This is a genomic window from Celeribacter baekdonensis (assembly GCF_900102315.1).
Classification (GTDB): Bacteria; Pseudomonadota; Alphaproteobacteria; order Rhodobacterales; family Rhodobacteraceae; genus Celeribacter; species Celeribacter baekdonensis.
On record NZ_FNBL01000009.1, the window covers coordinates 18,486 to 32,474 of the forward strand.

Consider the following 13,989-nt stretch of genomic DNA (forward strand, 5'->3'; position numbering starts at 1 on the left):
AGCTTTGCTAGCCGAAGGTCCAGGATGGAACGAAGCGGCTGTGAGAGCTCCAAAATTGCCTGTTTAACTTTTTTGCCGTTTTGGTGTGGCGAACCCGCCCACCTGTGCGGCTTTACCCTTGCCCGGTTTCGCGCCAGCCGTTTTGGGTTTACCTCCCGGCTTGCCAGTCTTAGCGGCATATTTGGCTGCGGGTTTGCCACCATAGGTTTTCCCCGGTGTATCCCCCGCGCCCTTAGCCCGCTTGGGGGCGGCGCTCGGTTTCCCGGCGGGTTTCGGGGCGCGCTCCGTGCGGGGTTTGGCCGCTTGATGCGCTTCGTCCAATTCGCGGCGTGTCTTCGGAATGCCTGCATTCTTATGACGCGGCTTTTTGAACTCCCGCGGCGCATCGGAACCATAGGCACCTTCTTTGCGCGGAGCTTCAGCGTCCTTACGAGGGGCTTTGTCGTAGTCGCGACGCGGGGCTGTGTCCACATCCCGACGAGGCGGCTTCGCATCCGAACGCGGGCCGGAGTTGCTGCGCGGCGCGGTGGCGGAAAATGTCGGCGGACCCGCGAGTTGACGGGCAACGACGCCTTCTTCAAGCTCACCGCTGCCACCAAGAGTTGATAAAAATCCCGCGAGGCTGGACTCTTTGATCTCAACAAAGCTTTCAGATTGCTGAATGCGGATCGCGCCAATGTCGTCTTTCGTCAAGTTGCCAGAGCGACACAACAGCGGCAAAAGCCAGCGTGGCTCGGCGCGGTCATCGCGACCAACCGAAACGGAAAACCAGGCACTCGGACCAAACGGTTTGCGTTCGCGCGGATCAGGGCGCGCATCTGGCGGTGTCAGGTCCTCAGGCGCGGATTGACGCGCGCGGAACAGGCGAAGATACGCCGCAGCGATCTGTTCTGGCGAATGCAAGTCCAAGAGCTTGGCGGCAAATGCGCTATGCTCCTCGGTCATTTCTTCGGACCAAACCGGATCGGCCAAAAGCCGTTCTTCGTCGCGCTGGTTGATGTCATCGGCGGACGGAGGTGTGGTCCATTCGGCCTGAATCTTCGCGAATTTCAAAAGTTGTTCGGCTTTGCGGATGGAGCGTGGCGGAATGATCAGCGCGGAAATACCCTTACGCCCGGCGCGACCTGTCCGGCCAGAGCGGTGCAAAAGCCCCTCAGCGTTGGTCGGCAAATCGGCATGGATCACCAAATCAAGACCCGGCAAGTCAATGCCGCGGGCCGCAACATCGGTGGCGACACAGACTTTCGCCCGCCCGTCCCGCATCGCTTGCAGCGCATGGGTGCGCTCATTTTGGCTCAATTCGCCAGACAAGGTCACGACCGAAAAGCCACGGTTGGCAAGACGTGCGGTCAGGTGATTGACGGCAACGCGGGTGTTGGCGAACACAATTGCGTTTTGCGCATCGTGAAAACGCAGAAGGTTGAAAATCGCGTTTTCCGAGTCGCTTTGAGCCACACGCAGGGCTTGATAGCTGATGTCGGCGTGTTGGGTCGTGTTCGATTGGGTGCTGACGCGCACGGCATCGCGTTGAAATTGCTTCGCCAATTTGGCGATCATCGGCGGAACGGTGGCCGAGAACAACAGGGTGCGGCGATTTTCGGGCGCTTCACCCAACATGAATTCGAGGTCTTCGCGGAAGCCAAGATCAAGCATCTCATCGGCTTCGTCCAAAACGATGGCGCGCAGGCCGGTCATGTCCAAAGAGCCGCGTTGAATGTGATCGCGCAAACGGCCCGGCGTGCCGACGACGATATGGGCACCACGTTCCAATTTGCGACGCTCATCGCGCATGTCCATGCCACCCACACAGGACGCCATCCGCGCCCCGGCCTTGGCGTAAAGCCATTCAAGTTCGCGCATGACCTGAAAGGCCAATTCGCGGGTCGGGGCCACAACCAATGCAAGCGGGGATGAGGCGGGTTCAAGGCGGTCACTGTCGCCCATCAGAGTGTGCGCAATCGCAAGGCCGAAGCCAACGGTTTTGCCCGAACCGGTCTGTGCAGACACCAAAAGGTCGGCGTCTTGAAGTTCGGGGGCGTTCACAGCCTCCTGGACCGCAGTCAGCGTGTCATAGCCGCGTTCCGCGAGTGCATCGGAAAGTGTTTTAATCATGTAATAAGGTCTATCCGTGAGGGGGTCATCGCGGCACATGCCGCCATCCTGCGTCTTTGACTACAGAAGTCGGCACCATTACCGACAGTTTCGCCGGATGTATACAGCCATTCCGGCGAAAAATCTCTAAAATAAGGGGAACGGGTGTGTTCAAGGCCTGTGCGGACCTAAAAGCAAGACATAAAAACGCCGCCTCAGGGGGCGGCGTTTTCACATCGAATCGCTTGGGTTGGCTTACTCGGGTAAAATCCGAACCCCGCCTTTGTCGGCGGCGGAGGCAAACAGGGCATAGGCTTTGAGCGCGGTTGAGACAGCGCGCGGACGCGGTTCCGCCGGACCCCAAGGCAACGGGCCTTTGGCAACGCGGCGTTTTTCGATCTCGGCGGCGTCGACTTTCAACTCGATCGTGCGGTTCGGGATGTCGATCTCGATCACATCGCCGGTTTCCACTAGGCCAATTAGGCCTCCCTCTTCGGCTTCCGGGCTGACGTGGCCGATGGACAGGCCGGAGGTGCCGCCGGAGAAACGACCATCAGTCAACAGGGCGCATTTTTTGCCCAGACCTTTGGATTTCAAATAGGACGTCGGATAGAGCATTTCCTGCATCCCCGGACCGCCGCGCGGGCCTTCATAGCGGATCACAACGATGTCACCGGCCTCAACTTGCCGGGTCAGAATGGCGTTGACCGAGTCGTCCTGGGAATCAAACACGCGGGCTTTGCCAGCGAATTTGAGGATGGAGTCATCCACCCCTGCCGTTTTCACGATACAGCCACGTTCCGCGATATTGCCGAACAAAACGGCCAAGCCACCATCTTTGGAAAACGCATGTTCGACGGAACGGATCACGCCATTTTCGCGGTCGGTGTCGAGTTCTTTATAGCGGTTCTCGGTGGAAAACGCCTGTGTCGTACGCACGCCACCCGGCGCCGCCTTGAACAGGCTTTCGGCATCGGGGTTGTTGGCAACGGAAATGTCCCATTTGGCAATGGCCGCAGCCATCGTGTCGGAATGCACAGTGCGCGCATCACCATGCAGCAACCCGCCACGGTACATCTGACCGAGGATGGAAAAGATGCCACCGGCGCGATGGACGTCCTCCATATGCACATTCGGCACAGAGGGCGCGACTTTGCACAGCACGGGCACTTTGCGCGACAGGCGGTCAATGTCGTCCATTGTGAAGTTCACGCCGCCCTCATAAGCGATGGCCAAAAGGTGCAGAACGGTGTTGGTCGAACCGCCCATCGCAATGTCGAGGGACATGGCGTTTTCAAAGGCTTCAAAACTTGCGATGTCACGCGGAAGAAGGCCCGGAACCTCGCCTTCATAATGCTTTTTGGTGATCTCGACGATCTTGCGACCGGCTTCCAAAAAGAGATGTTTGCGATCCGCATGTGTCGCCAAAGTCGACCCGTTGCCCGGCAACGCCAGACCCAGAGCCTCGGCCAGACAGTTCATCGAGTTGGCGGTGAACATACCAGAACACGACCCGCAGGTCGGACAGGCGGCGCGTTCAATCGCGTCAACCTGTGCGTCAGTGTATTTGTCGTCGGCCGCCGAAACCATCGCATCCACGAGGTCGAGCTTTTGCACGATGTCGCCATCTTGCACTTTGCCCGCTTCCATCGGGCCACCGGAGACGAAAATCACCGGGATGTTGAGGCGCATCGCGGCCATCATCATGCCGGGGGTGATTTTATCGCAGTTGGAGATACAGACCATCGCATCGGCGCAATGGGCATTGACCATATACTCAACCGAATCCGCGATCAGTTCGCGCGAGGGCAGGGAGTAGAGCATTCCGTCATGGCCCATGGCGATGCCGTCATCGACCGCAATGGTGTTGAATTCCTTCGCCACACCACCCGCATTTTCAATCTCGCGCGCCACCATTTGACCAAGGTCTTTGAGGTGAACGTGACCCGGTACAAACTGGGTAAACGAGTTCACCACGGCGATGATCGGCTTGCCGAAATCGCTGTCGGTCATGCCGGTTGCGCGCCAGAGGCCGCGAGCGCCGGCCATGTTCCGGCCATGTGTGGAGCGGCGGGATTTATAATGGGGCATAGTGTTGGTTCTCAATCTGTGACGTCGGATTCATCCGCAAAAGCGGCGGGTCTGATGTTCCATACGGCTTTCGGAGCATCATTTCCAGTCTGGATGGTGTGGTGTTTACGAGTTTAAAGCGGCTTTTTCTTGCGTTTCAACGTGTCCCCAAACTCAAGAGAGGGCTCAAGCGTGATGATTTCGCCGCCCGGTGCATCGGGATTTTCGACACGTTTGGCGATGATTTCCGCCGCCGCGCGCCCGACCTCAACACGGCACGCATCCATCGTCGCCAGTTTGCGCGGCAAGCCATCGAGGAATTCAATGCCGTTGAAGCCCGCCAGCCCAATCTCACCCGGCACATCAATGCCGTTGTCGAGACAATACAAAAGCCCGCCAGCCCCGATCATGTCATTGGAATAATAAAGGAAATCCAAAGGCTCTTCTTGGTTGCGCTGCAACATCGCTTCGGTCATCTCGCGGCCTTTGGCCAAGGCGGAGCCGCCAGAATAAAATTCGCTATCGGCGATTTCCAACCCGGCCTTTGCCAAGATTTCGGTAAATCCTTCAAACCGTTTGCGCGCCCGGTGATCGAGCGGCATTTTGGTGCCGAGAAAACCGATCCGCTTGTACCCGGCATCAATGATCGCCTGCGCCATTTTACGGCCCGCGCGACGGTGTGAAATGCCCACGGCGGAATCAATCGGTTCGCCATCCGTGTCCATGATTTCGACAATAGGGATGCCTGCGGCCCCCATCATTGCTTTCGCCGCTTCGGTGTGTTCAAGCCCCGCGATGATCACGCCCGAAGGTCGCCAAGACAGCATTTGATAGAGAACCGTCTCTTCGCGTTCGGGTTTGTAATTCGTCACGCCCACAACCGGCTGCAATTCGGTGTCATCCAAGATCTGTGAAATGCCGGTCATCACTTCGGGAAAGACCATGTTTGACATCGACGGGATGATCACGGCCACGAGATTCACGCGAGAAGACGCCAAGGCGCCGGCGATTTTGTTGGGCACATAGCCAAGCGCGCGCGCCGCCTCCAATACTTTGCCGCGTGTGGATTCCGACACATCGCCGCGGTTGCGCAATACCCGGCTGACGGTCATCTCGGATACCCCGGAGGCCTCTGACACGTCGCGCAACGTCAATGGTCTCTTGGAAGGTGTTTTTCCTGAACCTTGCGACATGATCTCAGCCTCCTGTAATATTTTAAATTTCCACCACTCTACAATATAAATCGCCCTTGTCCACGCGTTGCAACATGTGTATGTTAACGCTAACAGATTTGCCAAATAGAGTGATGTTTCGCCTGAAGTATCACGAAGATTTGGCAAAAGACATCCGAATTGCCCTGCATGCTCTCTAACTGTCAGTGCTGTTTCGGATTTCAAAGGGGGGAGTGGTGGGCCAAATTCGCTCCCCCCTTTTTCACTTTCTCAACAAGACATTCGCACCATTTCTGGACATAAACCCAACCCTACATCCCCGACAAAACCCAAGCTTCGCTCTTGTGCCACAGACCCCTCACCCGCTAAACACCTAGGCGTGTGGTCCCGTGGCTCAACTGGATAGAGCAGCCCCCTCCTAAGGGGCAGGTTGCAGGTTCGAATCCTGCCGGGGTCACCAAATTTCTATATAAAATCAAATAACTGCCGGATTTACCTTGGAGCTTCATGCAGCAGTTTGCATGATCTTGCGTCCTATTTCGCGCTAAATCCGGCCTTCGCCCTTACAAAACCTGTACAGTTTGCCACTCATCACGTGGTCACTACTCGGTGCGGGCCAAATGAAAACTCCGGCTCGGCGGCAACTCGGTCTCTGCAAGGGTGCAATAGCCTATTTGAAGGTCGCGATCTCCAACACGATGGGCGAGGATTTTGTCGCTGGTCGAATTTGCAGCTTCTGGACCTCGGTCACGAAGATTGCGGCACAGGCCGGACTGGACAGACGACAGGTCGGACGAATTGAGGCTGGCCTGATTCAGCGGGGGCTGCTGGCCAAATCAGCGTCCGACCATATCGCCGGTCGTCGGGCCGTGAAACATGCTGTTGATCATCAGGAAGAGTGCGTAGCGGTTTTCGGGAAAGGCTGGGGAAGTGAACTCCGATTGCCCCGGACGTCGAAAAAACGCGGCTAGTTTGTAGACTGGGTGCTGCCAAAGCTCAACAAACAAGGTGAGCAGATGCGGTTCGACATGATCTGCGAGGCAAGTAAGATCGCGCACCGCCTGACCAAGCCAAACCATCCGTGGACCAATGGCCAGATCGAACATTGGATTTCAGAGCCAGATGGTTTCATTCTAAATCCGCCCCGCAAATGCCGGGACTGACCAGCTAGGATCCGTTTCTCACGAAGATCACATCGTGTAGATCGCCGAAAAGCGCCACCGACTTCTAGCCGACCGAAGACACTGATAGGTGCAGGCGGGATCGGTCCGTCAGGAAAGTTGCCACATAATATTCGATCGGGTGCCCGGCTTCGTTCACGCAAACCGATTCAACCTTAAGCGCCGCCTTGCCGGCCTCCACCCCCAACAATTCGGCATCTACCACCGATAGGGACACGGCCTCAATCCAGCGGTCCGCACGCACGAGGCGGACCCCGAACTGCCGGTTGATCGTGTCATACAAAGACCGGTTTTCAAGCTGAATTCGTTCCAGCCCCGGAACGGATTCCTGCAGCATCGCCCACCTGACGATCATACGCGGTACGGATTCGACCGACATGACGCGGTCTACCACGACGATCGGGTGGGTGGGGTCGATCCGCAACATCCGACTGATCCGGGGCGTTGGGTGGGTTACTTCCTGGCGTAGTATCCTGCGGGTGACATCCTGTTTCTTTTCCGCCATCTCGCCGCTGAACCCCATGGTGGTTCCGACGAAATTCTGTTCATCGCGGCGACCACGCACAAAGGCCCCCTTGCCCTGAAGGCGATAAATCAGACCTTCGTTCACCATCTGTGAAAGGGCTTCGCGGATGACCGTGCGGGACACGCCAAAGGATTTGCACAGCTCGTTTTCCGAAGGCAGGCGATCATGTTCCTTTAGGCCGTCTTCGCGGATTAGCGTCGTCAGCGTGGCCCTGACCTGAGACCAAAGCGGCATGGCAGTGCCGCGTTCGATGCGGTCAATTCTACCTTGCAATGTCTCGGTCTTGCTATCGGGCAAAGGCACGTGCCTCCATTGATCATCAGGTCACAGCGAGCCTCGTATAGTGGCGCGGTGGCGATCCCGCAACAGTTGAGTGGTTTGCTTGATCTCTGTGGCGCGGTGGTCATCCGTCCACCCCAGAGCTGCGGCAGCCACCTCTGCAAGTTCGTTGATCCCGTTCTCGTTCAGGGCCCCTTCGAACCCCATCAACGTCCGGCGCAGCACGATATCATCAAGACGCGTGACACGCTCTTGCGTGCAGATCAGGGAAATTTCCGCCGGGCTGTAATCACGGATAGACACGAACTGACGGGGGTCGGCGCATTCTGCTTTTGCGACGGCGCTTGCCCGCGCGCCATAGCGCTGCGCAAGCATGGCGCACCGCTCAGGCGTCAGGCCGGTATCCCTGGCCAGACGGTTGGCCCATACCTGACGGTCCGCGGCATCAAAGGGATACCCGGCGGCCCCACCAATCGCGCGATCCGCAGTGCTGGCCTGACGCGGCAGGTTCTGCCGCTGCAAGACGACATCGCTTACCTGCTCGGCAAAGGCGCGATAGGTCGTCCACTTTCCGCCGACCAGGGTCAGCGTTTCAAACGGGCGGTCCGCCGTTGCGGGAAAGCTATCAAGCCGGTGATCGCGGCTGATCGCGCCCGTGACCCCGGCCTCTTGCAGGGGCAAGGGGCGCACGCCGGCAATGGTAAAAATGATGTCTTCGCGCCGCAATTCCTCATTGGGTAGAATCGGGCGCAACACTTTGAACAGGTAATCAATCTCGGCATCGGTACAGAAATTGTCGCCCGGATCGTCGCTGCGAATGTCCGTGGTGCCAAGGAACACCCGATCCTCGCCCATCGGGTAGATCAGACAGGCGCGGTGGTCATCGGTTTCGAAATAGAGCATCTTGCCGGCCAGCTTTTGCGCCAGAACGGGCTGTTTCAGCACCAAATGCGAGCCACGTGTGCCGCCCATCAAACGGCCGGAAAACCCAAGGCCGGATTGCACCTCGTCCACCCACGCACCAGAGGCGTTGATGACCAAACGCGGCGTGATCTCAAAGGTTTCACCGTTCGACATATCGCGCAGGGTAACGCGCCCGTTTTCCTGACTTATGGCCTTGAGGTAAGGAATTGCGAGGCTCTCGGGGCATTCTGCCTCGGCATCGGCCACAAGCTCCATCACAAGGCGTTCGGGATGGGTGATGCGCGCATCGTAATATTCGGCCACGGCGCGAATGTCCGGCGCAAGCACCGGCACTTCGGCGCGGGCCTGTCGCCTGGTCAGCAAACGGTGGTCGGGCATGGTCTGCTGTGTGCGCCCGAAGGCATCATATAGCATCAGGCCAAGTTTGACCGGGATCGCACCCTTGCGGCCCGGTGTCCGTGTCAGTTTCAGAAAACGGGCGATCGCACCAAACGTGCCACCAAACCAACTTCGCAAGGGCACCCAGACGGGCAGTGGCTGAACGATGTGACAGGCGTTTTTCAGCAAAAGATTGCGTTCGGTCAGGGATTCACGCACCAGCGCGGCTTCCCCTGTTTCAAGGTAACGTAGGCCACCATGGATAAGGCGCGACGGCGTGGCGCTGGTGCCGGATGAAAAATCTCCGGCCTCGACCAGAAGCACGGGGACGTTCTGTGCGGCCAGATCGCGAAAGGTCCCGACGCCGTTGATTCCACCGCCAATGATCAGAATGTCAGGCAACGCTTTGGTGCGAAGCCTTTCAATCATCTCGTCTCGTCTGCGCATCCGCCTCTCCCTCTCGCATTGTCTTTGCTGCGCGCCTCAATAGGCACAGCATGTAATAACAAGTGAATACAACCCGCCAAACCGCAGGTCAATTGTGCAAATTCAACATAAAACGAAGTTTATATACGACCTTTGTCTCCCTACTTGTCGAACACAAGGGCAATTGACAGCCTATTTTTGCCCCCTATTGTTATGCATGTAATGACAAGTTGGCGGTGCGTTGTTGAGGAGTGACGCCCGCCAAGGGAGGAAACAATGGGACAGTATGTAATCGGCATTGATGCCGGTGGCACAATGACGAAGGCCGCGCTGTTTGATATGGACGGCGTCGAAATCGCCTGCGCGCATAGTCGGAACGTAATGCAGGCCCCCCACCCCGGCTGGACCGAGCGGGACCCGGAAGAGATGTGGCAGGCTGCGACCTTGGCCGTGCGCCAGGTGATAGAATGCAGCGGCGTCTCGCCGTCAGACATCGAAGCGGTGTCCGTGGCCGGTTATGGCGGTGGCCTGTATTTGATGGATCGCGACGGGCATTCGGTACGGGCCGGTATCATGTCAACGGATGCGCGCGCCGTCGACATTATCGCCGAATGGCAAAGCAATGGCACTGCGGATCAGGTCGAGGCGTTGATCGGCCAACACCTCTGGCCCGGTCAGACAATCGTTTTGCTGACATGGCTGGTTCGGAATGAACCCGGCGTGTTTGACCGGACGCATAGCGTGTCGTTCTGCAAAGATTTTCTGCGTGCCCAACTGTGCGGGGACATGTCGACCGATCTGACTGATGCCGGGTCCGCCGGATTGCTGGACCCGGAAACCGACACCTATTGCGATGCGCTTTTTGATCTTCTTGGGTTGGCCCACCTGCGCGACAAGCTTCCGGAACTTGGGCCCTCGGATCAGGTTGTGGGCGGCGTAACGGCAAAGGCTGCGGCGCTGACCGGCCTTCAAGAAGGAACGCCAGTCGTGCGTGGCACAGTAGATATGAGTGCGGCCGCGCTGGCCTCGCATATCACGGAGCCCGGACAAATGAGCGTTGTTGCGGGCACATTCAGCATCGCGGCCACGCTCAACAGGACGCCAAGACGCAGTTATGTGCCCATGTTGCAATTTCCCTATCCTCTCGGCGGATATATGGCGGTCGAAGGCTCTCCGACCTCGGCCAGCAATCTTGAATGGGTCGTCAAAACCGTTCTTACCCAAGGCTGCCCCCTTCCGGACGAAGGATTTTCCGACATCTACGAGCGCCTGAACCAAGCCCTTGCGCGGCGTTTGGGCAAACCTGGCACGGCCCTGTTTTTTCCCTTTCTGTTCGGCGGTCCAAATGGTGCGCCGGCGGGATTACTGGGCATGACGGCACAATCGAACTTTGACGACATGGCCATCGCGATCTTCGAGGGCATTGTTTTTGCCCACAAGCTGGACATCGACAAGGTGCTGTCAGGCGACGATGCCGCCCCCGTTGATCTGATCCGCCTGACGGGCGGTGCAACCCGTAGCCCGTATTGGTCAGAACTTTTCGCCGACATTCTGGGGCTACCAATCGAGGTGCCCAAAGGATCGGAATTCGGCGCGCTTGGTGTGGCCATCTGTGCGGCGGCGGCCATCGGCGCCTATCCCTCTTTGGCCGATGCCGTCGCGGGGATGACCGGCATCGCACGCCGCCACACCTGCAACGCAGACCGCCGCGCGGCCCATATCGCAAAATTCCCACGGTTCGTTGCGATGACAAATGCAATGGCCGCAATCCCGGCGGCTCCGTTGGTCGCTGAAACGGAGGCCTTTCATGCTTGAACTTCAGGGGGTGAGCAAAATCATTGCCGGAAAGCCCCATATCCACCCAACCAATCTGGCCTTTCAAAAGGGCACGATGAATGTCCTTCTCGGGCCGACTTCGGCGGGTAAAACCAGCCTGATGCGCCTGATGGCGGGTCTGGATCGCCCCAGCACCGGCAAGGTGTTCTGGAACGGTGAGGACGTGACTGGTCGGCGGGTGCAGGACCGGCGCATCGCGATGGTTTATCAGCAATTCATCAACTACCCGTCCATGAGCGTTTACGACAACATCGCATCGCCCTTGCGACTGGCCGGACGCGGCCGTAGCGATATTGACAAGCGCGTGCGCGACACGGCCGCGATGCTGCAATTGACCCCACTGCTTGATCGGATGCCTCTGGAACTGTCGGGCGGACAGCAACAGCGCTGCGCACTGGCCCGCGCACTGGTCAAGGATGCCGGGCTGGTGCTTTTGGACGAACCGCTGGCCAACCTTGATTACAAGCTGCGCGAAGAATTGCGCGACGAGATTCCGCGGATCTTTCGCGAGTCTGGCGCGATCTTTGTCTACGCGACGACCGAGCCGGAAGAGGCCCTGTTGCTGGGCGGCAACACAGCCTGCCTTTGGGAAGGGCGCGTGACCCAGTTCGGCCCGGTGACAGAGGTCTATCGCCATCCGATCGACACAACTACGGCCCGCGTTTTCAGCGACCCGCCAATGAATTTCAGTGCCTGCCGCAAAGCGGGCGATGTCCTGACGTTCGACATCGGGGCCAAGATTGCGACAAGCGGCAATTTGTCGGCGATCAGGGACGGCGACTACGTTGCCGGGTTCCGTGCCAACCACCTGCGGTTCGAAAAGCCGAACGGCCCGGCGCTTGAGCTGAAATGCCAGCTTGTCGCGTCCGAGATCACCGGATCAGAGACGTTCTTGCATGTGCGGCAGGGCACGTCGCGCTGGGTCGCGCTGGTTCACGGCATTCACAATTTATCCGATGGGACGGACGTCAGCCTATGGCTTGGCCAGGCGCATTTCCACCTGTTCGACACCCAAGGGCAATTGGCGGTTCAGGCCGCCTATGCCGCAGCAGCCTGAGGTTTTGACATCATGGCAAAAATTACCCTTTCCAACTTGGCACACACCTACTTTCCCTACCCTCGGGGCGAACAGGACTATGCGCTGAAAACCATCGACCTGACCTGGGATGATGGCGGTGCCTATGCGCTTTTGGGAGCATCGGGGTGTGGGAAATCCACACTTCTCAACCTCATCTCGGGTCTGCGGCGGCCCAGTCAGGGGCGCATTCTGTTCGGGGATGGCGATGTGACAGACGCGCCAACAGCAGAACGCAATATCGCGCAGGTGTTCCAGTTTCCCGTGGTCTACGACACCATGACCGTGCGCGAAAACCTTGCGTTTCCGCTGCGCAATCGCGGCATGAAAAAGGACTATATTCAGTCGCGCGTCGATCAGGTGGCAAAGATGATCGGCATGGAGGGCACGTTGTCGCGCAAGGCGCGCGGCCTGACGGCGGATGTCAAGCAAAAGATCAGCCTTGGGCGCGGCATGGTCCGCGAGGATGTGAATGCGATCCTGTTCGACGAACCGCTGACCGTAATCGACCCCCACTTGAAATGGGAACTGCGCACGCAGCTGAAAAAGCTGCATCAGGATTTCGGTCACACGATGATCTATGTCACCCACGATCAGACCGAGGCGCTGACCTTTGCCGATAAGGTGGTGGTCATGCACGACGGGCGCATTGTGCAGGTCGGCACCCCCGAGGAATTGTTCGAACGGCCTGCGCACACATTTGTAGGGTACTTCATCGGCTCGCCGGGCATGAACTTATTGGATGCCGTGATCGACGGCAATGTCGCGCACATCGGCGAACATGAAGCGCCGCTTGGTGGCAAGTTTGGCCACCTGACGGGGCGCACACAGATCGGCATTCGCCCTGAACATGTGACCGTCAGTAGAACCGGCGGACTGCCCGCCACCATTATGCGTGTCGATGACGTGGGTCGTCACCGCATTTTGCGGGCTGAGGTGGCCGGAGCGCCCGTGGCCGTCGTTCTCCCCGAAGGTGCCGCCCTGCCTGCGGACGACAGTTGCCACCTCATATTCCAACCGGAAAAGATCGGTGTCTTTGCCGACGATTGGCGCATGGCACCAGAACATCCCCAAGACAGGAGTGGCTCGTAATGTTCAAGACACAGAACAACAAGGCATGGTTTCTGGTGCTTCCAGTGCTGCTGCTTGTCGGATTCTCGGCGATCCTGCCGCTGATGACGGTGGTGAACTATGCCTTCAATGACACCTTTGGCAACAATGCGTTTTTCTGGGTCGGTCTGGAATGGTTCCGCGAAGTGATCCGCTCGGAACGGATGCACGATGCTCTGCAACGTCAGCTCATCTTTTCGGCAATCATCCTGGCGATTGAAATTCCGTTGGGCATTGCCATTGCCCTGACTCTGCCCAAACGTGGCGTCTGGGCCAGCCTGACCTTGGTTTTGCTGGCGCTGCCCTTGCTGATCCCATGGAACGTGGTGGGCACGATCTGGCAATTGTTCACTCGCATCGACATCGGTTTGCTTGGTTCGACGCTGGCTGCGCTTGGAGTCGATTTCAACCTTGGCCGCGATGCAATCGACGCCTGGGCCACGCTGATCGTGATGGATGTCTGGCACTGGACCTCGCTTGTCACGCTGCTGTGCTACGCGGGTCTGCAATCCATTCCCGAGGCCTATTATCAGGCGGGTCGGATTGATCAGGCCAGCCGCTGGGCTGTGTTCCGCTACATCGAATTGCCCAAGATGCAAGGCGTGTTGCTGATCGCCGTGCTGCTGCGCTTCATGGACAGTTTCATGATCTACACCGAACCTTTCGTCGTCACCGGCGGCGGCCCCGGTTCGACCACGACATTCTTGTCAGTTGATCTGGTGAAGATGGCAATCGGTCAGTTCGACCTGGGCCCAGCCGCCGCCTTCAGCCTGATGTATTTCCTTGTGATCCTTTTGATTTCATGGGTGTTCTACACCGTCATGACCAATCTCGACCAAGAAAAAGAAGAGGTGCCGGAATGACCACTATCGACCCTACCTTTGCCAAGGCGACCAGTCCGCGACGGTCACGCGACAATAC

10 protein-coding genes, 1 tRNA gene and 1 pseudogene are annotated in these 13,989 nt (G+C 58.2%); 7 read left to right on the forward strand and 5 right to left on the reverse strand.

The window, feature by feature from the left end; translation table 11 throughout:
- Positions 1-63: 63 nt before the first annotated feature.
- The 3 genes from BLT54_RS14755 to BLT54_RS14765 form a co-directional block, all read right to left on the reverse strand.
- Positions 64-2,112: a DEAD/DEAH box helicase gene (locus BLT54_RS14755; RefSeq protein ID WP_074646164.1), complete on the reverse strand. Its 2,049-nt coding sequence runs from the start codon at positions 2,110-2,112 to the stop codon at positions 64-66.
- A 234-nt stretch (positions 2,113-2,346) separates the two neighbouring features.
- Positions 2,347-4,182, reverse strand: a complete 1,836-nt coding sequence (gene ilvD / locus BLT54_RS14760; RefSeq protein ID WP_074646067.1) for a dihydroxy-acid dehydratase — start codon at positions 4,180-4,182, stop codon at positions 2,347-2,349.
- A gap of 113 nt (positions 4,183-4,295) precedes the next feature.
- The gene (locus BLT54_RS14765) at positions 4,296-5,354 is read right to left on the reverse strand and encodes a LacI family DNA-binding transcriptional regulator (RefSeq protein WP_074646068.1); all 1,059 of its coding nucleotides are present in this window, start codon (positions 5,352-5,354) and stop codon (positions 4,296-4,298) included.
- Positions 5,355-5,716: 362 nt separating this feature from the next.
- Here BLT54_RS14765 and BLT54_RS14770 point away from each other — a divergent pair.
- From BLT54_RS14770 to BLT54_RS23125, 3 genes and pseudogenes are all read left to right on the forward strand, one after another.
- Positions 5,717-5,793: transfer RNA gene (locus tag BLT54_RS14770), tRNA-Arg, on the forward strand.
- Positions 5,794-5,953: 160 nt separating this feature from the next.
- The gene (locus BLT54_RS23120; protein WP_074646069.1) at positions 5,954-6,304 is read left to right on the forward strand and encodes a hypothetical protein; all 351 of its coding nucleotides are present in this window, start codon (positions 5,954-5,956) and stop codon (positions 6,302-6,304) included.
- A gap of 15 nt (positions 6,305-6,319) precedes the next feature.
- Positions 6,320-6,436 (forward strand): annotated as a pseudogene (locus BLT54_RS23125) (IS481 family transposase); the annotation flags it as partial.
- Positions 6,437-6,560: 124 nt separating this feature from the next.
- On the opposite strand, the gene BLT54_RS14785 reads toward BLT54_RS23125, so the two are convergent.
- Positions 6,561-7,337, reverse strand: coding sequence for a GntR family transcriptional regulator (locus tag BLT54_RS14785; protein WP_074646165.1), 777 nt, complete (start codon positions 7,335-7,337; stop codon positions 6,561-6,563).
- A 27-nt stretch (positions 7,338-7,364) separates the two neighbouring features.
- Entirely contained in the window at positions 7,365-9,068 is a 1,704-nt protein-coding gene (locus BLT54_RS14790; protein WP_074646070.1) for a glycerol-3-phosphate dehydrogenase/oxidase, read from the reverse strand.
- 255 nt (positions 9,069-9,323) lie between these two features.
- Here BLT54_RS14790 and BLT54_RS14795 point away from each other — a divergent pair, with 255 nt between their 5' ends.
- Genes BLT54_RS14795 through BLT54_RS14810 form a run of 4 tightly spaced genes read left to right on the forward strand, consistent with a single transcriptional unit; the run spans position 9,324 to position 13,931 of the window.
- Positions 9,324-10,862 carry an FGGY-family carbohydrate kinase gene (locus tag BLT54_RS14795; protein ID WP_074646071.1) on the forward strand — a complete coding sequence of 513 codons (1,539 nt, stop codon included), beginning with the start codon at positions 9,324-9,326 and terminating at the stop codon, positions 10,860-10,862.
- Entirely contained in the window at positions 10,855-11,940 is a 1,086-nt protein-coding gene (locus tag BLT54_RS14800) for an ABC transporter ATP-binding protein (protein ID WP_074646072.1), read from the forward strand. Before BLT54_RS14795 ends, BLT54_RS14800 begins: the two co-directional genes overlap by 8 nt.
- Before the next feature lie 12 nt (positions 11,941-11,952).
- Complete coding sequence (locus tag BLT54_RS14805) at positions 11,953-13,050, forward strand: ABC transporter ATP-binding protein (RefSeq protein ID WP_074646073.1); 1,098 nt, start codon at positions 11,953-11,955, stop codon at positions 13,048-13,050.
- Complete coding sequence (locus BLT54_RS14810; protein ID WP_074646074.1) at positions 13,050-13,931, forward strand: carbohydrate ABC transporter permease; 882 nt, start codon at positions 13,050-13,052, stop codon at positions 13,929-13,931. The genes BLT54_RS14805 and BLT54_RS14810 overlap by 1 nt, the downstream gene beginning before the upstream one ends.
- The last annotated feature ends 58 nt before the right edge of the window (positions 13,932-13,989 follow it).

What these genes read in the sequence shown, in the direction of transcription:
- BLT54_RS14790 (WP_074646070.1), bottom strand. Translation starts at nt 9,068, where the DNA reads ATGCGCAGACGAGACGAGATGATTGAAAGGCTTCGCACCAAAGCGTTG.
- BLT54_RS14765 (WP_074646068.1), bottom strand. Translation starts at nt 5,354, where the DNA reads ATGTCGCAAGGTTCAGGAAAAACACCTTCCAAGAGACCATTGACGTTG.
- BLT54_RS14810 (WP_074646074.1), top strand. Translation starts at nt 13,050, where the DNA reads ATGTTCAAGACACAGAACAACAAGGCATGGTTTCTGGTGCTTCCAGTG.
- BLT54_RS23120 (WP_074646069.1), top strand. Translation starts at nt 5,954, where the DNA reads ATGAAAACTCCGGCTCGGCGGCAACTCGGTCTCTGCAAGGGTGCAATA.
- BLT54_RS14795 (WP_074646071.1), top strand. Translation starts at nt 9,324, where the DNA reads ATGGGACAGTATGTAATCGGCATTGATGCCGGTGGCACAATGACGAAG.
- BLT54_RS14755 (WP_074646164.1), bottom strand. Translation starts at nt 2,112, where the DNA reads ATGATTAAAACACTTTCCGATGCACTCGCGGAACGCGGCTATGACACG.
- BLT54_RS14805 (WP_074646073.1), top strand. Translation starts at nt 11,953, where the DNA reads ATGGCAAAAATTACCCTTTCCAACTTGGCACACACCTACTTTCCCTAC.
- ilvD (WP_074646067.1), bottom strand. Translation starts at nt 4,182, where the DNA reads ATGCCCCATTATAAATCCCGCCGCTCCACACATGGCCGGAACATGGCC.
- BLT54_RS14800 (WP_074646072.1), top strand. Translation starts at nt 10,855, where the DNA reads ATGCTTGAACTTCAGGGGGTGAGCAAAATCATTGCCGGAAAGCCCCAT.